Raw genomic sequence first — 21,251 nt, forward strand, 5'->3', positions numbered from 1 at the left:
ACGGGTGCAAATCACGATTGTAACAGTAGGAAAACTGAAAGAGAAGTATCTGAAGGAAGGCATTCAGGAGTATGTGAAGCGGCTGTCAGCTTACTGCAAACTGAATGTGGTAGAAGTAAATGATGAGAAGGCTCCGGAAGAGCTAAGCGCTACAGAGATGGAGCAGGTAAAGAGAAAAGAAGGCGAGCGCATTCTAGGGCATATCAAGCAAGATCATTATGTCATTGCTCTAGCCATTGAGGGACAAATGTGGTCATCTGATAAGCTTTCCAGCGAAATGGACAAGCTTGCTTTGCATGGGCGAAGCCAGGTGGCTTTTGTCATTGGTGGATCGTTGGGATTGGCGGATGAGGTGTTGAAGCGAGCGGATGCGCAGTTGTCTTTTTCGAAGATGACTTTTCCTCATCAGTTGATGCGGTTGGTGTTGGTGGAGCAGATTTATCGGGGGTTTAGGATTAGTCGGGGGGAACCGTACCACAAATAGTGGTAAAGCCGAAAATCCTTATGGGCCTCTGTGTTCAGTGACGTATCAGTGTTTCAATATCAAATTGCTTATTCAAGCTGGTTTAAAGCCCTCGAGTATTTAAAATCAATCCATCTTTCATGGTGATAACATGATCTGCATAGGAGAGCATTTCTTCATCATGTGTGACCAGCAAGGTGGTGATTTTCAACTCTTTAGTCAAATTATGGATGAGTGTCATGACTTCTCTTGATCTTGTCGAGTCTAGACTTGCAGTTGGCTCATCTGCGAATAGCATTTTTGGTTTGTGGATGATGGCACGACCAATGGCAACCCGCTGTTTTTCCCCACCTGACAATGAAGAAGGATAAGCATTTTTGCGATGATCCATACCTACCAATTTGAGTATCGTCGTGACCTCTTCTTTTTGTTCACATTTACTCGTCTTGGTCTCTGACACGTTAAGCATCAGCATGAGCTGATCTTCTACGGTAAGGAATGGCACAAGATGAGACGATTGAAAAATGAACCTAAATTGACTGGCGCGTATTTTACAAATCTCTTCTTGCGACATGTCGGTCATGTTCTTTCCCCTTGGAGATTCGAGTTGATATTCTGGAGAATTCAATATGGACTGGACGATCAATCTACAATATATTTTCTATTCTGTGGTTGGTGCGAGGCTGCGAGTCAAAGTCAGCCTATGAAGCCCATATATACAGATTACAAGTTGTAATATAGATATCAAAACGGCAGCGATGCCGTTTTTTTGTTGTGCACTTCTTCTTTGCAACCTATCTGGAAATATGATGTAATAAATTATCATGTTTCTTAGTTAGGTACATCAGGTTTTTATAAATAGGACGACAAAGTTAGGATGATCATGAAATGAAAATTTTGCTTGTGGAAGATGATAAGACGATTGCATCTGGACTTGAATATTCGTTACAGCAAGATGGTTATTCTACGGTACTTTGCTATGATGTTACCTCTGCAAAGAAGGTGTTAGCGGAAGGCTTAGAGCAGTTCGCTTTATGTATATTCGATTTATCACTTCCGGATGGAAGCGGCTACGATCTATGTAGGATTGTGAAACAGGGAAGTGATCTTCCCGTTATTTTTCTAACAGCGATTGAGGATGAGGTTAATGTCGTGATGGGGCTTGATATGGGCGCTGATGATTATATTACCAAGCCGTTTCGTATACGGGAGCTTCTATCTAGGATCAAATCGGTATTGCGAAGATACCACAAACAAACGCAAACAAATACCATCGAGATCGATCAGATTCGAATCAATGTGCTCGAAGGAAAGGTTTATAAGCAAGGCAATGAAATTACGTTAACCGCCTTAGAGTACCGCTTATTGCTTATTTTTGCTAACCATGTCGGACAGGTGCTCTCCAGAAATCAGCTGTTGGAACAGATTTGGGATGTTGCGGGAGATTTCGTGAATGATAATACATTAACCGTATATATAAAAAGGCTGCGAGAAAAACTAGAGGATCATCCGCAAAACCCGACGCTAATCAAAACGGTGCGTGGACTTGGCTATAAGGTAGGTGATTAGATGCTGCGTAACCGAGAATATCAACTTGTACTATTTGTGATGTGTTTACTCAGTTTACTTGGAATTATTGCAGCGTCTTTCATATCGGCCATTGCCATGATCCTCATTGCCATTATCTCTGCGTTGCTAATTGGATGCAGCTTATTTTTTACGAGGTGGAGATATCGTGAAATAGCTAAGTTATCCAGCTATTTGCGTCAAATTAGTAGCGGGGATTATTCGCTAGATGTTCGTGATAATCAAGAAGGCGAGCTTAGTATTCTGAAGAACGATATTTATAAAGTGACGCTCATGCTATCAGAGCAGAGCTCTATTTTAAAGCAAGATAAAATCCAGCTTACAGATGCTATTTCGGATATATCCCATCAACTCAAAACCCCGATTACCTCTATGATGGTGATGGCTGATTTATTAAGTGATGCCGAGCTGCCAGTTGAGAAAAGAATGGAGTTCACGCACAATATTCACGTTCAGCTGGAACGGATTAAGTGGCTAGTTTCTTCCTTATTAAAGTTATCCAAAATCGATGCAGGAACGGTGCAATTCAAACAAGAACCCGTACCCGTGTACAAGCTTTGCCACAAAGCGTTAGAGCCATTGCTGATTCCAATAGACATTAAAGAACAAGCCGTTTCGATAAACGGGGACCATACAGTCTCTTTCCTTGGTGATCTTAATTGGAGCGTAGAAGCAATGATCAATATTCTGAAGAATGGTGTTGAGCATACGCAAGAAGGCGGTAACATCGACATTACTTTTGCTGAAAATGCGCTGTTTACGGAAATCGTCATTGCCGATAACGGACCGGGAATCCCGAAGGAGGATTTACCTTATATTTTTAAGCGGTTTTATAAAGGCAAGAATGCAAGCGAAGAAAGCATTGGTATTGGTCTTGCTATGGCTCACAGTATTATTACAAGCCAGAATGGACATATCGTTGTTCAAAGTGAGAAGGGAAAGGGTACACAGTTTCGGATTAAGTTTTACAAGCAGGTTATTTAGGATGGACCGTTATGTGACTAGATAGTCATATTACAGTCACCTGAAAATCATATTAGACAGATATACTAAATCCATTATCTGAATAGTGGAGGTTTAGCCATGGAAATTTTACGAATAGAACATCTGTCTAAAGTGTATGGCAAAGGGGAAACAGCCGTAAAGGCGCTTGATGACATTTCATTTTCAGTAAAAAAAGGGGAGTTTGTCGCGATTATCGGTCCATCTGGTTCTGGGAAATCAACACTCCTGCATATGCTGGGCGGTGTGGACAGGCCGACAAGTGGCAAGGTATTTGTCGATAACACAGATATATATAACTTGAATGAAACGCAGCTTGCGATCTTTAGGCGCCGGCAGATTGGCTTGATTTATCAATTCTATAATCTGATTCCGATCCTAACGGTTGAAGAGAATATCACACTGCCCTTGCTACTTGATGAACATAAGGTGAATAAGAAGCACCTTGATGATATCGTAACAACATTAAATTTACAAAATCGCTTAAATCATTTGCCGAATCAGCTTTCCGGGGGACAGCAGCAGCGGGTTTCAATCGGCAGAGCGCTGGTTAGTAATCCTGCCATAATGCTGGCAGACGAGCCGACAGGTAATTTGGACAGCAAGAATAGTGGAGAAATTATCGATCTACTTAAAATGTTTAATCGAACCAATAACCAGACGTTGATCATCATTACGCATGATGAACGGATTGCGCTGCAAGCGGATCGAGTCATTGCGATTGAAGACGGGAGGATCGCCAAGGATGAGGTGATCCGTCCATGAATATTGTCAATAAACTAACGATAAGGCATTTGAAACAGAACAAAAGACGGACGCTTGTGACCATTATTGGCGTCATTATATCTGTTGCGATGGTGATGGCTGTTGCAACTCTTGGCATCTCTTTTATGAATTTAATGCAAAGACAGTCGATCGCAGACAACGGAGAATGGCATGTTCTTTATAAAGATGTGAACAAAGCTCAGCTTGAAGCGGTTAAAGCAGATGAAGCAACACAAACGGTAGTGATCTCAAGGGATCGAGGCTACGCTCCTCTAGAAGGGGGACGCAATCCCAATAAGCCCTATTTATTTATCAGGGAATTTAATAAACAAGGCTTTGAACAGTTTCCGATTGAACTAAGCCAGGGAAGGCTTCCGCAAGCGAGCAATGAGGTCGTTATTTCGGAGGAAATTGCAAAGGGTGCTAAAGTGGATTACAAGATTGGTGATACTTTCACACTTGAGGTTGGTGAAAGATTTGCAGAAGACAAAGAGGATATACAGCGAGCACTTACACAGAATGACCCCTTGCGATTCGGGGATGATCAGAATGCGGAAATCTTAAAGAATACCAGGTCAGGAAGTTACACTGTAGTAGGCGTCATCAAGCGTCCAACGTGGGAACAGACCTGGGCTCCTGGTTATACCATCCTATCTTATGTTGATGAAAGTATGATTGATGCTGATGGCAAGGTTAATGCTACGGTTGTCTTAAAAAAAGTCAAAAGCACCTTATATACGCATGCTGGAGATTTAGCTAAGGCCAATGCAATCGATCCAGAGTCTGTTGTATTTAACAATGATTTATTGCGTTATTACGGTATAACGAATAATGATAACTTGCGGAGCACGCTTTATTCCTTGACTGCAATCATTATGACGGTCATTGTTATTGGCTCAGTTTCGTTGATCTACAATGCATTTGCGATTTCCGTTTCGGAACGTTCGCGTCATTTAGGTATGCTTTCAAGTGTGGGGGCGACCAGAAGGCAGAAGCGAAACTCGGTATTTTTTGAGGGAATGGTCATCGGTCTGATCTCTATCCCTATTGGAATCATCTGTGGCCTTGTGGGAATTGGCATCACTTTTATGTTCATTAACTCTATGGTTCAAGGAGCATTAGGATTAACAGAGAAATTTATAGTGATCTTTACGCCTTTATCAATAGTAGTTGCTTGTGCGATCTCGATCCTGACCATTTTCATTTCAACGTATCTGCCAGCCATGAAGGCTTCTAAGATCTCTGCTATTGATGCAATCAGGCAGACAACAGATATTAAGCTGACTGGCAAAGCGGTCAAAACGTCGAAGCTCATTCGTAGGTTGTTCGGAATTGAAGCGGAAATCGGCTTGAAGAACCTAAAACGAAATAAGCGCAGATACAAGGCAACCGTGTTTTCACTTGTGATTAGTATTGTTCTTTTTTTAGCCGTATCCTTCTTCACCTCTAGTTTGTCTAAATCGCTTGTACTCTCGCAGGATGGTGTGAATTATGATATTGAGGTCTATATGGGTAATGAAGACAGAACAACCAATGATCCATTGATACAATCCATAACAACCCTAAAGGATGTAACAGAAGCTAGTGTTATACAAAAATTGGGTGTATCCTCTTTGGTTGAAGAAGCATCACTTGCACCAGAATTGCGAGAGCGGGTGAAGATGGATAATAGCATGCTTAAGAACGGAAAATTACCTTATAATATTGAGGTTAATGCACTAAATGAAGAGAGTTTGCGAGCATATGCTACAGCTATTGGAGCAGATTACGAACAACTAGTTGACCCAGAACAATTAGCCGCGATTGTAATTGATACGACAATTTATGAAGATATGATAACAGAGAAATATGTTGAAACAAAAGCCATCTATACGAAGGTTGGCAATAGTCTTGATTTAATTTATACAGGTGGGCTAACAGATAAATGGATAAACTTAAACCAAGTGAAGATTGCTGCTCTGACCGATCAACTTCCTATGGGTATTCTATCTGTAGGAGTAGGTAATTTAAATATTATCGTCTCGGAACAGGTCATGAATCAACTGATTGATGATCAGATAAGGAGCGAAATTCAAACGTATATCTATCTCAAGAGTGCAGATCCAATGAATACACAGCAGCAAATTGAAGAGATCAAAGAAAATCATATGTCTGTTTACAATGTGTATCAAGGCAGACAACAGGAAGAACAAATGATTATGCTCATGTCTGTATTTACTTATGGCTTTATCGTATTAATTACGTTAATATCGATTGCCAACATATTCAATACAATCTCCACGAGCATATCACTGCGCAAACGAGAATTTGCAATGCTCAAATCCGTTGGAATGACACCGCAAGGCTTTAATAAAATGATGAATTATGAAAGCATCTTCTATGGGATAAAGTCGCTGCTCTACGGGCTTCCGCTCAGCATAGCAGTGATATATTTGATCCATAAGTCGGCGATGTACACCTTTAGCTATAGATTCACACTTCCTTGGACAGATATTTTGTTTGTCATTGTTGCTGTGTTCGTCATTGTTGGTGCAGCAATGTTGTATTCCAGTTCAAAAGTGAAAAAAGAAAACATTATTGATGCCTTAAAGCAGGAGAATATATAGAACAAAAGGGTGCCTAGTAAGGCAGGGGCTGGTTATGCCAGCCCTCTTTCATTTTTTGCCGATAGACCCGTTAAGCTGAACCGTACCACAAATAGTAGTAAAGCCCAAAATGATGATAAAGGTTGAAGCGGCATTGATAAATATGCTTTTGGGGGATTAAGCGTAGTTAAAGCCTATAACCTCTTGTATAATGAAACTATCTTATTTGGAAAATTACAATGCCTAAAAGAAAGCGGGGGAAGAACATGTACATAAGCAAATGGTGGGGAGATTTAATTGGCGGTTCCGATGATTCGCTGGCAATAATAGACTATTTGGAACAATTAGACTCAACAGATGTGACGCTCAATCAGATTTTAAAGGACTTGGGTTTGGATGTTCTGCTTTCCGAGGGAGACTTGAAATACGGCGGAAATATTGGATTTGATATGAAAAGTGCTAACGGCATGTTTCGGGTAGAACTTGATATTGCCTGCGGTGCTCTAATCGATCTTTCAGCCATTGTGTTGGAGTCTCTTAAATCAGGCTATGTCGATTTGCATGATTTGGATGAGGCTAGGCAGCCGTGCAAACTTTATATTGATTCCTCCGAAGAAAAAAGAAACCTGCTTCGGGATGAATTGTACAAGTTTTCCCGTAATCCGCTGGCTTACGAATTAGCCGAGCTTGTTCCGGCCGATGATATGAGGGAGCTTGCGGAAAAGGCAAAAATGATCGCAGATGAGCTGTTATAAGTTTACCCAGCTCACTACAAGACGACCGCAGAAGGCTTTCGGATATTTCGGTACATGTAAGGAAACACGTTATGATAGGCATTCATTGAACTAATGGAAATAATAGTTGAATCACCTACAATCAGGCGGTCGAGTACTTCGACGGCCTTCTGTTCATGTTATGAAGGTGTGGTCTTAGCCTTTCAATAGGGGAAGGTTTAGCGATTTCGCGCCGCGCTGCGTGAGGATTGAAAGGCTTAAAGATTTATGTATAAAGGGATACAGGTGAGTCGCAAAGCTAATAATTTTGTGTAATAAAATATTGAGGTTTAATAAAGGATGAGGGTACATGTTATGCCAAAAAACGATAATATGCTGGCAATTCTATGGTTGCTGAATTCGGGCGTAAAAATGACTGCAAAGCAAATATCCGAAAAGTTAGAAATAAATATAAGGACAGTATATCGGTATATTGATGCACTATGTGCCAGTGGAGTACCTATAATATCCGACTCAGGTCATAATGGCGGGTATAGCTTGCTGAATAATTTTATCAGAGCACCTCTGCTATTTGATATTGAAGAAAAAAAGGCTCTCCTTCATGCTGCGGTTTTTGCAAAAGAAGCCGGATACCCTTTGAGTGAGGCATTAGGTAATGCGACATCAAAGTTGAAAATGTATTCAAATCAGGAGCAGGAAAGTATACTTAGTCGTCATTTAGCCGGATTTGAAGTTATAAACCGGAGGGAATACCCTTCTATTCAGCCTGTATTGGTGGAATTGGAGCAGGCTGTAGAAAACGAATTCTCTGTAGAAATTGATTATCGCACATGCCATGAAGAGCAACCCAAGAATAGGGTGATAGACCCTTATGGTACGGTTTACTGGAACAATAAATGGTATACTGTTGCATTTTGCCACTTAAGGAATGAGATCCGCACCTTTCGGGTAGAACGGATTCTACAAATCAAGCGTACTCAAATAATATTTAAGCGTCCCGAAGCCTTTTCGCCCCGTGAATTTTTTATGCAAAATCTGTTACCTGATTTAGTGGGCAAGGACGGGTTAATTTCTTTAATTATCGGAGGCAGGTCAGATGCATTGGATGACTTATGCCTGCATTGGTACTTGGGGCATTATCTGAAAGAGCGGACATCAAATCAAGCAATCTTTTTACTTGAGGAAAAGTCAATTGATACTTATGTCCCTTCTCTTCTCCTATCCTACGGGAAATCCATTCAAGTAATCGAACCACAGAGTTTGAAAGAAAAACTCGTTGTTGTTGCGTCGGAGTTAATGGAATATTATCAGCTTTAGTAACTTCACTGACAGCAGATGTCAGTGAAGTTATTTTATTATGATGATAATCATTGATTACCGATGGATGGTAGGTATCATTTGATGAATTGTAAAATAAGGAGAACTTGCAAATGATTAATACGGTATATCTGTATGTGTTTGACACAATGGCAGACTGGGAAATAGGTTACTTAACTGCCGAACTGAACTCGGGAAGATATTATAAAAAGGGGCTGTCCTCAACAAAGTTAGTTACCATGGGAATTGAAAAGACTCCTGTAACTACAATGGGCGGATTGAAAATATTACCTGACATCAGTCTGGATGAGTGCAACATGGAAAGCACAGATGCATTGATTTTACCAGGTGGAGATACATGGACAGAAACAAATCACCAACCCATCTTAAAAATGGTTGAGAGGTGTTTAAAGGAAGGTATACTGGTTGCTGCGATTTGTGGTGCTACAGTGGGACTTGCCCAGACAGGATTGCTGAATTCACGTTGGCATACAAGCAATGATCTGGAATACCTTAAAATGATCTGTCCTACTTATACAGGCGAAAAGTATTACAAAATGGAGTCTGTAGTAACGGATGGAAAATTGATCACAGCATCTGGAATAGCTCCATTAGAATTTTCTGTACATGTATTGAGGGCTCTGGGTGTGTTTTCTTCAAAAACATTAGATGCCTGGTATAGTCTTCATAAGACTCATGAATCCAAGTATTTCTATGAGTTGATGAATTCAATCCAATAAAGGTATAAGAAGAAATATGATATCCAAATACGATGTAGCCCCAAATCAGCCTCCACGAAACGTGCATAAGACAGATCGACGCCCTGTACAGTCAGGTATTGTATCGTCTCTGTCAGGACAACTCCCCGGAAATCCTCTAGCTCGGTATCTATTTGTCCAAAGGGGGACGACGGAAAGGATCGTTCTTTTTTATGCAGGTTTTGTTTGCCCGTAACTGGGATTGATATCGTGGAAAGGTCTGATGCATGTCTCAGTATAGCTACTGAAGGCAAAAGCTTATTTGTATTAAGATTTAACAGGGTGACATGGTTTGACAAAATTAAGCGGTCTTGGTCCTGATTTCATTGGATTAAGGCCGCTTTATGATATATTCAAGTTAAGACGGCTTAATCCCTAACGACAAACCATTAAAAAGGAAGTGCGAATAATGAATCTAGAAATGGTCATGCAAGAGCTTGAAGCTCTCGGCAAGGAGCGCACTAAGAAGATATACCTATCCAATGGCGCGCACGAACCGCTTTTTGGCGTGGCTACAGGCCAGATGAAGCCCATTTTTAGGAAAATAAAACGTAATCAACCATTAGCCGAGGAGCTTTATGCTACAGGGAATTACGATGCGATGTACTTTGCCGGGGTGATCGCGGATCCTAAAGCAATGTCTGAGGCGGACTTTGAACGTTGGGTTGATAGGGCTTATTTTTATATGCTATCGGATTTTGTGGTAGCAGTAACTTTGGCAGAAACGGATATTGCGCAACAAGTTGCTGATAAATGGATTGCAAGCGATATAGAGCTAAAAATGTCGGCGGGCTGGAGCTGCTACTGCTGGCTACTCGGGAATCGTCCGGATAGTGAATTTCCTGAAGAGAAAATTGCCGATATGTTGGAACTTGTAAAAAATACAATTCATGATGCACCTGAGCGTACGAAATACGCGATGAACAATTTCATTTACACTGTGGGAGTATCCTATCTGCCGCTCCATGATAAGGCGGCCGCGATCGCGAAGGAAGTAGGCCCGGTAGAAGTTAATCGCGATACCGCCAAAAGCAAGTTTTTGAACGCTTCCGATAATATTCAAAAGGCGGTAGATAAAGGGCAGCTCGGCTTCAAACGAAAATATGTAAGGTGTTAGTCTGGAATGATTAAGATGCAAAGGAAGGCTGTCAAGACATTCTTGACAGCCTTAGATTGTAATGAGCAAAGAAGGTTGGCAGTTACTGCCGCAAGGGTTTTACAAATGTCTACTTTAGGGGGTACGTCATTTTCCAGAGGGATTTTTCAATTGATAGTAACAGCTGCTTACTTTGTACTAATCAGTACAGATCTTGTCTGGCCGTCCCATTGCACATTGACCTCTAAAGCTTCACCGACTAAAGAGACGGGTACCATCGAGGTGCCTTGGATGATTGTCGGGGCTACAGAAACCGTCTTTTCTTTTCCGTTAAGCCGGACATCTCGGTTGTTGATCTGGAACCAAAGCTCCCGTTGGCCTTTGGTAACCGACACGGATTGGTCAAGTGCATTCCATGACACATCTGCTCCCAGTGCCACAAAGATCTGTTTTAGTGGAACGAGCGTATTTCCCTGAATGATGACTGGCTCTTGGGAGAGATCTTGCTCAACGCCATCTATGAAGACTTTAATTGGTTGGCCGCATAGGCTGTCAATCCCAAATGTACCAAAGTCAATCGTCTCTCCAGTAACCTCTTTCCTTTCCCGGTTCAGATTCTCAATGGCGGTTCGTTTAGCCAAACATAACGATTTGATAGTGCTGGCTCTGCGCTCCTGAATGCTTTGCGTGGTAACCTGAACCCGATTGGTAAGGGCATTATGTGTATTACTTTTGATTTCTGCAAAATCCTTATTCAGCTGGGTTATGCTTGATTTGCCCTGCTCAAATCGATGCAGTGTTCCTCCAATTCGATGAACCTCGCCATAATAGCGATCCAGTGTTTCTGTGAGTCGATAGATATCTCCATAATACCTGTCGAGGGCCCCTGCCAGTCGATAGATATCGCCGTAGTAGCGATCCATCGATTGACCGAGTCTATGGATTTCTCCATAGTAGATGTCCACTGATCGACCCAGCCTGTTAATCTCACCGTAATAGCTATCTAGTTTCCGAGAATCGTATTTCTTCTTCAATTTGTTGTAATCGTCAGATGCGATATCTTTCAGGTGCTTATAGTCATTGTCTACAAGTTTTAGCAGCGATTGATAGCTTGCCTTTTCTGAGTCCGCGTATTTTTTGTAATTATCTTTTGCGCTTTTTTCGTAAGTATCATAATCTTTCTTTACTTTCTTGACGGCCTGCTCTTTGCTGTCTGCCGCTTGGATGTAATCTGGCATGACAAGGCTTTGAGTCAGGAGTAACGTGGCTAAGATCCATATAAGTTTTTGGGTGAACTTCATTTATATACCTCCTTAAAAGAAAATAATGAGAACACAGTACCAAGTTAGCAACCGAGGTGTTTTTTGTAAACCTCTAATGGTCAAAATAAAACGATCGACTCATGCAGACATGGATTAGTTAGTAAATAAAGACTATTACTGACAAAAAAACAATAGGGTATTTGGGATTATAAAAAAATGACGATTGTTACGATTGTCATTCTTTCCATACAACTTTTTCCGTTGTTCGATATTATTAGAGTGATTATGTAAGTCTAAAAGATTGGTTACGTATTTGTGGGAGAGGGTTATAAGAAGGTGGATTAGTCTCCGAAGATTGCGTGGCCCATAATGGTGATCCGCCAACTTGGTGCACATGCAGTTGTATCAGGTTGGCGGATTTATGTTGTAATGACGTAAAGAAAATTATCCGTTAGATTCGTTACGCAGTACCGTATCACAAGTGATAGTAAAGCGAGAGTAGAGATCACTGAAGTTTTTATGAAATTTTCACAAGGTTTGACCACTGTCTACGGTGATGATCTGACCTGTCATGGCTTCTTGTTCCAATACGGAACAAATGAACTGGGCGATATCCTCAGGTGTTGAAAGGTGTTGCAGTAACAGGTTGGGAGCAATACTATTCATTTGTTTTTCTCTACCAGCCCACCATCTTGTCTCTACGGCTCCTGGAGCGACACAATTGACACTGATGTTTGGAGCCAGTGCTCGTGCTAACGATTTCGTTAGACCATGAACCGCCGCCTTGGATACAGCATATGGAAGAGAAGACCCCATTCCGGTTTGCCCTGCTATGCTTCCAATATTTACAATTGCACCACGTTGTCTCTCCTTCATGAAAGGAGCGATAGCTCGCGAACAGTAAAACATACCTTTCACATTCACATCAAAAAGTTCATCCCATACCTCGTCCGTCGCAGCTTCAAGATCATCAAAAGGGAAATGCTGCGTAATGCCTGCATTATTAACAAGCAAATCGATCGTTCCGAAAGTCTGTACGATTTGATGCACCATAGACCTGACTTCGTTGTCCTGAGAAACATCAGCTTGAATCGCAATGGCACGTCCGCCATTTGACTTAATCATCTGCACTGTTTCTTCTGCGTCGACTTTTGAACGTGAATAGTTTATCGCTACCGATGCTCCGCGTTTAGATAATGCGAGACAGGTAGCCCTGCCAATTCCAGTACCCCCTCCAGTAACCAGTGCCACTTTGTTTTTTAAATCCATAACACCCTCTCCTTTAATTACTGAAAACTGATATATGTAATATTGTATCTATACAGCTAACATTTGTATAATTGAAAATTTAAATACATTAAAAACTTTTCATTAGATTGTGAAATATGAAAGTTTTGTTCCAGCTACAAAGGAAATGAACTATGCACAATCCATTGTAACCACGCAAATTCAGAAACTGGAGACAGATTTAGGAGTCCAACTAATGAAAAGACTGTAATTCATATGGTAGAAGAAGACACATCCTGTCCTTTAAAGTAAAGGGAACCGGATGTGTCAATATGTCGAGAAGGCTTCATTTCCCAGAGAATGGGGCTGCTAAAGACTTAAGTTAGAATATGTCCGCCCTCGACATGGAGAACGGTACCGGTCACGAAACCGTTCTGGATCAAATACAACACGCTTTGTGCGACATCTTCTGGTTGACCTATCCGGCGGACGGGAAGCTTGCCTGCCAGAGAGTCATAGAATTGATTGCGCGTCTCTTCCGGCATTTTACTGCGGGAAGGGGTGTCAATAATGCCGGGCGACACGATATTCACTCGGATCGGCGCCAGCTCCAAGGCTAACGTCTGACCGAGATTAGAGACTGCCGCATTTACGGCACCGAGTATGGACGATCCCGTCATCGTCTTATAAGCAACGACACCGGAGAATAAGGTAATGGAACCGTTCGTAGACATGTTTGGAGCCCCATACTTTACTGCATAATACTGTCCCCAGAATTTGTTGTCGAACAATTGACGGGCTTTGGCGGTGTCTGTTTCAAGGAACGATCCGCCTGACGTTTCCGCAGCGCTTATCACCAGGTGATCGAACCGGCCTACAGTCGCAAAGAAGGACTGAACTTGTTCCTCATGTGTGGTATCCAGCTTATAAGCCGTAACTTTATCGTTTAATGCAGATACCGCTGCTTTCAGCTTATCCTCAGAGCGGCTGGCAATAATCACTTCTGCGCCTTGCTCTATGGCTTGCTTGGCAGTCTGCATGCCAATTCCGGAACTTCCACCGATAATTACTATTTTATGACCTTGCAGCATATTGCATTCCTCCCGAGAGCTTGGTTGTGGCTTACAAGGAACAGTGTATCTATAATAGTTCCTTTAGGGAAGTAGTTATAATTAATTCATATAGTTACCTAAAAGATATTATTGTGTGGTTACCGTGTTGAATAGTACACGACAAAAAAACCGTATCCAGCATAAAAGGCTGATTACGGTTATTTATCTGATCCATCGTTTCATTACAAAGTAAGTCCAAATCGCTTCAATTCGATGAAAATGCTTTCTAAGCTTTTTCCTTTTTCGGTTATCGTATATTCCACGCGTGGTGGAACTTCCGGATAAACGGTTCTCACCACGATATGTTGCTCCTCCAGTTCCTTAAGACGGAGCGAGAGAGTCTTCGGACTGATTCCATCCATCGACTTTAGTAAGTCGCTGAACCGCATCGTTCCTTCAATAAGCAGGTCACGTATGATAAGGAACGTCCACTTGGACCCGATCAGGTCGAGCGTCTTGGCGATTGGACATCTTTCGCCTGGTGTTCCTTTAGTAAGTATGATCGGTTCACTTATATCCATGGCAATATTCTCCTTTAATAATGAACGGATTTTCTTAAGTATATTACAAAAATAACTTTTTTGATACTTAATGAAATAAATATCATTACTTCCCAAAAGGAACCATAGGTGTTATTCTCGCTAACAGCAACAAAATGCGATAAACAAGGAGAGAATGAAGATGAAAAATATACTTGTTATAAACGGTCATCAGAAATACGGATCGACAGGAGGTCAATTAAACCAAACATTGGCGGATGTCATGGTCCATTATTTAAGCGAAACGAACCGGGTTCAAACGACTACCATTCAAGATGGCTATAACATCGAAGAAGAGCAGCAAAAGTTCTTACGGGCTGACGTAATCATCTACCAGACGCCTATCTACTGGTTCAGCGTTCCGGGGTTATTTAAGACTTATATGGATGAAGTATATACTTACGGGCTCTTCTTTAAGGGAGCTGACGAATATGGTAGAGGCGGACTATTAACGGATAAGCAATATATGTTCTCGACGACATGGAATGCGCCGAAGCAAGCATTTATGGATCCGTTCCAGTTTTTCGGGGGGAAAAGCTTAGATGAAGCGTTGGACCACCTGCATCGTGCACAAGCCTATCTTGGCATGAAGCCGCTTAAGAGCTACGGGTGTTACGATGTAATGAAAAACCCTGACATCGATCGGTTCGTATCCGGTCTGAAAGCGCACTTGAAAGAGGAATTGCATCTCTAAACCGCTCGACGAGATTGAATCGGAACGAAGCGATATTGAAGATACCACCTTCAAGGGGATTGTTCCACTTTTGGATACAGACTGACTGAAACAGCCGACTAGCGTATCAGAAACACAATGGCCACCGTTAAGGTTCGGGATTCCAACACGAAAAGGCAGTCTCTGCTGAGATTGCCTTTTCGTGTAATGTCCTCTCATAATATCAAAAAAACCGATAGATTCTAACTGGGTTGTTCTGATAATTGTTCTTGTGGTAGACGTACTTCAAAGAGAGTACGAACTAAACTGCTTTCGGCAGAAATAATTCCATTATGTTGCGTTACTATATTCTTTGCAATGAATAAGCCAAGACCTGTACTTCCCACTTGATGGGTTCGTGCTTGGTCGCCGGTAAAAAACATATCAAAGAGATGTGGCAATATATCGGGGTGGATATGATCTCCATAATTGATCACTTGAACTACCACATCTTCTCCATCAAGATAGCTGTTGGTATCAACAAACTGACCGTCATTTCCATAACGGATTGCGTTGGTCAGGAGATTTTCGAATACCCGTGCCAGCAGGTCTCCATCTCCGTATACATGTAAACTGGGAGTCACATTCAATCTAGCTGTTAGATGATTATTCTCATAGGCAGGATATAATTCTTCATTTAATTGTATTAGCAGTTCGCTTAGATCGATTCTCTTTTTTTCAATCGTAAGCATGCCGTAATTCATTCTGGTAATTTCGAATAACTCATCAATAAGCTTCTCTAACCGTTGAGACTTAGTAAAAGCAATAGTTGTATAATGTTTGACTTGTTCATCAGTCAATTGATCGTCTCTTAGAATGAAATCTAAATAACCTATTACAGAAGTCAATGGTGTACGTAAATCATGAGCCAAATTCAAGACTAATTGATCTTTGCTGCTTTCTGCAAAATCTCCTCTTTCGATGGCTTGCTGTAATTGTTCGATTGCCAGATTAATATCTTTCGCAATATCGCCAAACTCATCATCGGATGAGATTTGAACTCGACTTGTAAAATCGCCATTGGCGAGACGATTAATACCAGTGGAAATCTCTTTAAAATAAGTTGTATAACGTTTGGTGAGGAGAAAGAAAAATAAAATTGCGAGTGGGATAAAAATGATCAAGAAGACATTAATATCACCAATAGTTTGGATGATTTTGCGTACATTGTGCAGGTTATCTTCAAACCGAACATTGGAGTGATAATAAAGCTGGAGAATTTTATAGAGTAGGTAGGTGATCGTACCAGATAGAATCAAACTTACACCCAATAACAAAATCATGTTAAACCGAAAACTTCGTAACATCTTAGCCATTGAATGAGTACCCCACACCCCATACGGTTTTGATAAGTTTGTTTTTATTTTTATCATCTCCAAGCTTTTTCCTTAAGGTACGAATATGTACCATGACAGTATTGCCGCTTTCGTAGTATGCTTCCCCCCACACCTGTTGGAATATATTTTCGGCACTGTAGACTTTCTTAGGATAGCGGGCCAGTAGATACAAAATATCAAATTCTTTAGGTGTTAATTCAATAGGCTTGCCGTAAAGACTAACGGTACGTTGTTCAGGAGAAATGAGCAATCCACTTAACTCCAATAATGTGTTGTTCACGTTAGTTGGTTGATTTAACTGCATGAAACGACGTAGCTGAGCATTTACACGGGCGATCAATTCCATTGGGTTAAATGGTTTGGTCATATAATCATCTGCCCCCATCACAAGTCCTGAGATCTTATCCATATCTGTAGTTTTGGCACTCAAAAAGATGATAGGCATGCGATAATGTTCGCGAATTTGTCGGGTTACTTCATAGCCGTTCAGTTTGGGCATCATGATATCAAGGATTGCTAGATCGATAGAATGGGTTTGAATTGCATGAATAGCTTCCTTACCGTCAGATGCGATTAAGGTACGGTACCCCTCTTTTTGAAGATGTAATGCAATCAACTCTGCAATCTCCGTCTCGTCATCTGCTATTAAAATGGTAATGCGCTTCATTTTATCCAACCCCCGGTATAAAAATCTCTTTATTATCATTATATCAGTTTCATGTCTAACCTACTCCTCATCGCTAACTAATCAGTCATGTATACTTTTTTTACACGTTCTCCTAAACGACTTACCAATTCATTGGTTATCGTCTTACACTGATTTGCCACTTGGTCAGCTGAAATGTATTCATTTTGATCCTTTCCAATAAATGTTGCAATATCCCCTTGCTTTACATCTTCCATATTTGTAATATCTACAATTAGCTGATCCATGCAAATCGTGCCAACAATGGGTCTTTTTTTCCCCTTTATTAGGCAGTTAGCGCTTGTTTGTGACAACATACGTGGAATCCCATCCGCATATCCGATTGAAATTATTGCAATTTTGCCGTCTTGTTCTGCTGTATATTTACGTCCGTAGCCTACGGTATTTCCTTTATCCACATTTTTTACCTGCACAACTCGTGCTTTGAGTGAAAGTACAGGACGTAAGTCAATGTTTGCTTTAACCTCATCTTCTTCACAACTCAACATACCGTAAAGAGCGATACCAACACGTGCATAATCATAATTAAGTTCACCATAGTTAAGCACACCGTAGCTGCTTTGAACATGTAGTTTCTTTGGAGCTATCCCTATTGCTTTTAGCTGTTCAATAACTTCATCGAAATGTGCAATTTGATTTTTGGTATATTGGATATCCCGTTCTTCCAAACTGTCAGCTACAGACAGATGCGTAAATGTGCCGCAGACGTGTAAATTTTCATATAGATACATGGAAGCAATTTTTTCTATGTTTTTACAGGATTCTCCCAGTCTTCCCATTCCTGTATCTATCTTGATATGAACAGGTATCTTTATATCGCAGTCATTCAGTTTTTTTGCATATTCTTCATCCACCACAGTTTGCGTAAGCTTGTATCGGGCAATTTTGTGTATATTGCTTTCGTGAGTAAATCCTAAAACCAAAATATCTCCCCTTACGCCTTTTTTCCTAAGCTCTATTCCTTCATCAATTGTTGCAACGGCAAAATGGTTGATCCCCAATTTACTTACGTATTTGGCAATTTGCCATCCCCCATGACCGTATGCCTGCGCCTTCGTTACGGCCATTATTTCACAGTTTTCAGGCAGAATACGCTGGATTTCCTTTACATTATGACGTAAATGATGAAAATCGATTTCAACCCATGCTCGTCCTGTTTGATTAAGAGTGTCTCCACGATACCTCTTTACAATTGACAGCCAAATTATAGAAATAGCAAATGACAACGCTGTTACCAGCATAAAATGAATCAAGCTGTTCTCCACAATCAACTGTGTAAGTCCTGTTATTTTTCCAACTGCACGAATAAGCACAATACACATTGGATGTATGATATAGACGTATAAGCTCAGCTTTCGCAAATATTCTATGCTTCTGCCTTTAAAACAAAGTAATAGCTGAAATAATAGGTACATATACGGAATCAAAAAAATATACATACTGTCATGTCGCTGAATATGATACGCATGTAAAAGTAAACCTTCCGTTACTAGCAAGCTTCCGTACAATATTAATCCGAATGCGTAAGATATAACATTTCGTCGTCCGTGATTGGAATTTGCAATCATCCCTCCCATGACAATAAACACAGGTGCAAAAAATATGCCATTTCTCGTGTAATCGAATAGGGTGAACATAGATTGATAGAATGCGTTACTATACGGATTCATCTGTGCAAATACAAAATAACTGTCACCGAATAAGCCGATTACATATAAAAGAACGGTAACCAAAAAAGTTATCTTTGCAGAAAGCCTTGTATATAAAAAGTAGCTGATACAAACCCCTAGCATAATGCCAGGAAAATACCAGAGATGATACATTGTCCCGTTAAACAAAATATCTTTCACCAATGAAAATAGAGTAAAGTTATTTGTAAAATATCCAGTGTATATATTTACGGGAATATATAAAATGATCGAAAGCACATAAAGTCTTCCCACTTTATATAAAAGCTGCTGCAACATATAGGTATTCTTACTCTTATCTTTGCCAATCTTTTGTAAAAAGAAAAATCCTGTACACATAAAGAAAAACGGAACCGCAATCCTAGCTACTATACGGGTTAAAGTAAAATCAGCAAACTCGCTAAATGACAGAAGTGGTGAAGTATGAAGAGCAATCACAAGTATTGCGGCAATTATTCTGAAACCATCCAACCCGCTATACTGCTTATTACTACTAACACTCATTACGATTCTCTTTATGAAATACAGTAACAATAAATCCATCCACATTGTTACCAGATATTTGGTATCGTGCACCATGTACAATTGGGATTTGTGTAATAAAATCTTCTGCCTTTACATAGTAGATTTCAATTCTCTGATTACCTACCAGTAAATGTTCATTGTGAAATTCGTAGTTTTTCGTAAAATTTATATATTCTTCAAGACAAAGGTGATGCTCTTCCATTAGAGAAGAATGCGGATAGCCAACATACCTAAAATGCCACGGTTCATCCGAAATACCTGTTAGCTGCTCTTTATCTTTGGTATAGCGTTGTACAAATCCGTATTGACTTGCGAGTTCCCTGAATGTTTGGCATACACCATGGTTGGGGAATGATGGGCAAATAAAATCAATTTCTTCCTTTTTTTCAGCAATATCAATAGCAAGCCCAGTCTGATGTTCGCTTTCATTTGGACGTGCTACAAACTGTCTTGTAAATTCCAAGCCATTATCATGTAAGGACTTATCATAGATGTTTTTTTGTTCTGCCTTACTGCGAAAACCGCTTACAGGTACGATATCATGCTCTGCGTTGGAGGCTTTCAGGAGTCTACTGAACATAATCGCGGCCGTGTTTTCCAACATAATATTGTTGTGCGTTCCATCTATAAGCCTCATGTTATTAAGAAGGATACCGTCGTCTGAATGCCACCGAATGGGGTAATGATGATTGACTAGGATTAAATGACCATAATACATATTTTGGCTGTTCAAATAAATCATAGAAAAACGATTTTTACTTGCTTTAATCATCAGTAACCCTCCTCCATAGCCAGAGAAATCAGTTTATCAATAACCTCTGTATAGGAAAGTCCCGCTGAACTCAGCATACTTGGATATCTGCTTTTTGTAGTAAAGCCTGGAATCGTATTCACTTCATTAAACACAACGTCACCGTTCGGTGTTATAAACATATCAACGCGTGCGAAACCACGACAGCCAAAAACCTGATAGAGGTGAATTGCTGTTTCCTTTATTTTTTCAGCGACTTCTTTTTCAATTCTAGCTGGGACATGTATGAGTGCAGTTGTCAGCGAATATTTTTCTTCATAATTGAAGAATCCATGTAGTAATTCGATTTCATCTACTTCTCCCACAATTACATCACTGTTCCCAAGAACGGCACATCCCACTTCAAATCCCGGAATGTTTTCCTCAATGACTACTTTGTTATCATGTGAAAAGGCTTTTTCAATACCCAGTATCAATTCAGCGGTATTTTGTGCTTTTGTAATTCCATTGGAGGATCCCTCTTTTGCAGGTTTTACATATAACGGAAATCCTAACGTTTTGGTGGCGGAGATAAGAGTATCAAGATTGGTATTTTTAAAAGCGGTAACTGAACGAGGAGTTTTTATTCCGGAACTATTTGCCAGAATGTGGGCAAAATCCTTGTCCATACAAATTGCAGAGGAAAGCGTATGACAACCTACAAAGGGAATTCCGGCAAGCTCTAATAGCCCCTGAACGGTACCATCCTCTCCATTTTTACCATGCAATACAGGAAAAACCACATCAATTTTTGTAGTTGTAATGGTACCATTATTGAGTGCAACGATTCCCTGCATTTGTCTGCATGGAGACAGAAAGGCAGGAACGGAATCATCGCTTTGATGCCAACTGTTATCCAGAATTCGATCAATGCTGCCATCATATCGAAGCCAACGTCCTTCCCTTGTAATCCCTATTAAAATGACATGATATTTATCTTGATCTATGTTTTCTAACACCGAGCTCATTGATTTAAGAGATACCTCATATTCTGAGGAGCACCCCCCAAACAAGATGGCGACTGTTATTTTCTTCATACTGCTCAC

20 protein-coding genes and 1 pseudogene are annotated in these 21,251 nt (G+C 40.6%); 11 read left to right on the plus strand and 10 right to left on the minus strand.

All coding sequences use genetic code 11. From position 1 onward, the window contains the following. Positions 1-4: 4 nt before the first annotated feature. A complete protein-coding gene (gene rlmH, locus LM917_RS13490; protein WP_232698050.1) occupies positions 5-484 on the plus strand; it encodes a 23S rRNA (pseudouridine(1915)-N(3))-methyltransferase RlmH in 480 nt (159 codons plus the stop codon). An 82-nt stretch (positions 485-566) separates the two neighbouring features. Here rlmH and LM917_RS13495 read toward each other — a convergent pair. After that, positions 567-1,055, minus strand: a pseudogene (locus LM917_RS13495) (ABC transporter ATP-binding protein); the annotation flags it as partial. A gap of 296 nt (positions 1,056-1,351) precedes the next feature. Between LM917_RS13495 and LM917_RS13500 the strand changes: the two are divergent. The 8 genes from LM917_RS13500 (at position 1,352) to LM917_RS13535 (ending at position 10,328) form a co-directional block, all read left to right on the plus strand. Then, entirely contained in the window at positions 1,352-2,032 is a 681-nt protein-coding gene (locus tag LM917_RS13500; protein ID WP_232698051.1) for a response regulator transcription factor, read from the plus strand. Next, positions 2,033-3,034 carry a sensor histidine kinase gene (locus LM917_RS13505; RefSeq protein WP_232698052.1) on the plus strand — a complete coding sequence of 334 codons (1,002 nt, stop codon included), beginning with the start codon at positions 2,033-2,035 and terminating at the stop codon, positions 3,032-3,034. Positions 3,035-3,133: 99 nt separating this feature from the next. Beyond that, positions 3,134-3,817, plus strand: a complete 684-nt coding sequence (locus LM917_RS13510; RefSeq protein ID WP_232698053.1) for an ABC transporter ATP-binding protein — start codon at positions 3,134-3,136, stop codon at positions 3,815-3,817. Next, entirely contained in the window at positions 3,814-6,423 is a 2,610-nt protein-coding gene (locus LM917_RS13515; protein ID WP_232698054.1) for an ABC transporter permease, read from the plus strand. The genes LM917_RS13510 and LM917_RS13515 overlap by 4 nt, the downstream gene beginning before the upstream one ends. Positions 6,424-6,668: 245 nt before the next feature. Continuing rightward, on the plus strand, positions 6,669-7,157 hold the full coding sequence (locus LM917_RS13520) for an imm68 putative immunity domain-containing protein (RefSeq protein WP_232698055.1): 489 nt from the start codon (positions 6,669-6,671) through the stop codon (positions 7,155-7,157). Positions 7,158-7,490: 333 nt separating this feature from the next. Continuing rightward, a complete protein-coding gene (locus tag LM917_RS13525) occupies positions 7,491-8,453 on the plus strand; it encodes a helix-turn-helix transcriptional regulator (RefSeq protein WP_232698056.1) in 963 nt (320 codons plus the stop codon). A 113-nt stretch (positions 8,454-8,566) separates the two neighbouring features. Further along, on the plus strand, positions 8,567-9,193 hold the full coding sequence (locus LM917_RS13530) for a type 1 glutamine amidotransferase family protein (protein WP_232698057.1): 627 nt from the start codon (positions 8,567-8,569) through the stop codon (positions 9,191-9,193). Positions 9,194-9,620: 427 nt separating this feature from the next. Beyond that, a complete protein-coding gene (locus tag LM917_RS13535; RefSeq protein WP_232698058.1) occupies positions 9,621-10,328 on the plus strand; it encodes a DNA alkylation repair protein in 708 nt (235 codons plus the stop codon). A gap of 167 nt (positions 10,329-10,495) precedes the next feature. Here LM917_RS13535 and LM917_RS13540 read toward each other — a convergent pair whose 3' ends face one another. Continuing rightward, a complete protein-coding gene (locus LM917_RS13540) occupies positions 10,496-11,608 on the minus strand; it encodes a copper amine oxidase N-terminal domain-containing protein (protein WP_232698059.1) in 1,113 nt (370 codons plus the stop codon). Between the two features lie 489 nt (positions 11,609-12,097). Continuing rightward, on the minus strand, positions 12,098-12,838 hold the full coding sequence (locus LM917_RS13545; RefSeq protein ID WP_232698060.1) for an SDR family NAD(P)-dependent oxidoreductase: 741 nt from the start codon (positions 12,836-12,838) through the stop codon (positions 12,098-12,100). 109 nt (positions 12,839-12,947) lie between these two features. Here LM917_RS13545 and LM917_RS13550 point away from each other — a divergent pair, with 109 nt between their 5' ends. Beyond that, on the plus strand, positions 12,948-13,067 hold the full coding sequence (locus LM917_RS13550; RefSeq protein ID WP_309241954.1) for a helix-turn-helix domain-containing protein: 120 nt from the start codon (positions 12,948-12,950) through the stop codon (positions 13,065-13,067). 106 nt (positions 13,068-13,173) lie between these two features. Here the strand turns inward: LM917_RS13550 and LM917_RS13555 are convergent, their stop codons facing one another. Continuing rightward, the gene (locus LM917_RS13555; RefSeq protein ID WP_232698061.1) at positions 13,174-13,887 is read right to left on the minus strand and encodes an SDR family oxidoreductase; all 714 of its coding nucleotides are present in this window, start codon (positions 13,885-13,887) and stop codon (positions 13,174-13,176) included. A gap of 203 nt (positions 13,888-14,090) precedes the next feature. Next, positions 14,091-14,429, minus strand: coding sequence for a winged helix-turn-helix transcriptional regulator (locus LM917_RS13560; RefSeq protein ID WP_232698062.1), 339 nt, complete (start codon positions 14,427-14,429; stop codon positions 14,091-14,093). 160 nt (positions 14,430-14,589) lie between these two features. Between LM917_RS13560 and LM917_RS13565 the strand changes: the two genes are divergently transcribed. After that, positions 14,590-15,141, plus strand: a complete 552-nt coding sequence (locus tag LM917_RS13565; protein ID WP_232698063.1) for an NAD(P)H-dependent oxidoreductase — start codon at positions 14,590-14,592, stop codon at positions 15,139-15,141. A gap of 221 nt (positions 15,142-15,362) precedes the next feature. Here LM917_RS13565 and LM917_RS13570 read toward each other — a convergent pair whose 3' ends face one another. The 5 genes from LM917_RS13570 to vanG all read right to left on the minus strand — a co-directional run bounded on the left by LM917_RS13570 (position 15,363) and on the right by vanG (position 21,242). Beyond that, complete coding sequence (locus LM917_RS13570; protein WP_232698064.1) at positions 15,363-16,475, minus strand: HAMP domain-containing sensor histidine kinase; 1,113 nt, start codon at positions 16,473-16,475, stop codon at positions 15,363-15,365. Beyond that, positions 16,468-17,163 (minus strand): response regulator transcription factor, encoded by a 696-nt coding sequence (locus LM917_RS13575; protein WP_232698065.1) that lies wholly within the window; start codon positions 17,161-17,163, stop codon positions 16,468-16,470. Before LM917_RS13575 ends, LM917_RS13570 begins: the two co-directional genes overlap by 8 nt. A gap of 77 nt (positions 17,164-17,240) precedes the next feature. Next, positions 17,241-19,394, minus strand: a complete 2,154-nt coding sequence (gene vanT / locus LM917_RS13580) for a serine racemase VanT catalytic subunit (RefSeq protein WP_232698066.1) — start codon at positions 19,392-19,394, stop codon at positions 17,241-17,243. Continuing rightward, entirely contained in the window at positions 19,384-20,187 is an 804-nt protein-coding gene (locus LM917_RS13585) for a M15 family metallopeptidase (RefSeq protein WP_232698067.1), read from the minus strand. Before LM917_RS13585 ends, vanT begins: the two co-directional genes overlap by 11 nt. Next, positions 20,187-21,242 carry a D-alanine--D-serine ligase VanG gene (gene vanG, locus LM917_RS13590; protein ID WP_232698068.1) on the minus strand — a complete coding sequence of 352 codons (1,056 nt, stop codon included), beginning with the start codon at positions 21,240-21,242 and terminating at the stop codon, positions 20,187-20,189. The genes LM917_RS13585 and vanG overlap by 1 nt, the downstream gene beginning before the upstream one ends. Between the last annotated feature and the right edge of the window lie 9 nt (positions 21,243-21,251).

It is taken from the genome of Brevibacillus daliensis, assembly GCF_021245735.1.
Classification (GTDB): domain Bacteria; phylum Bacillota; class Bacilli; order Brevibacillales; family Brevibacillaceae; genus Brevibacillus_B; species Brevibacillus_B daliensis.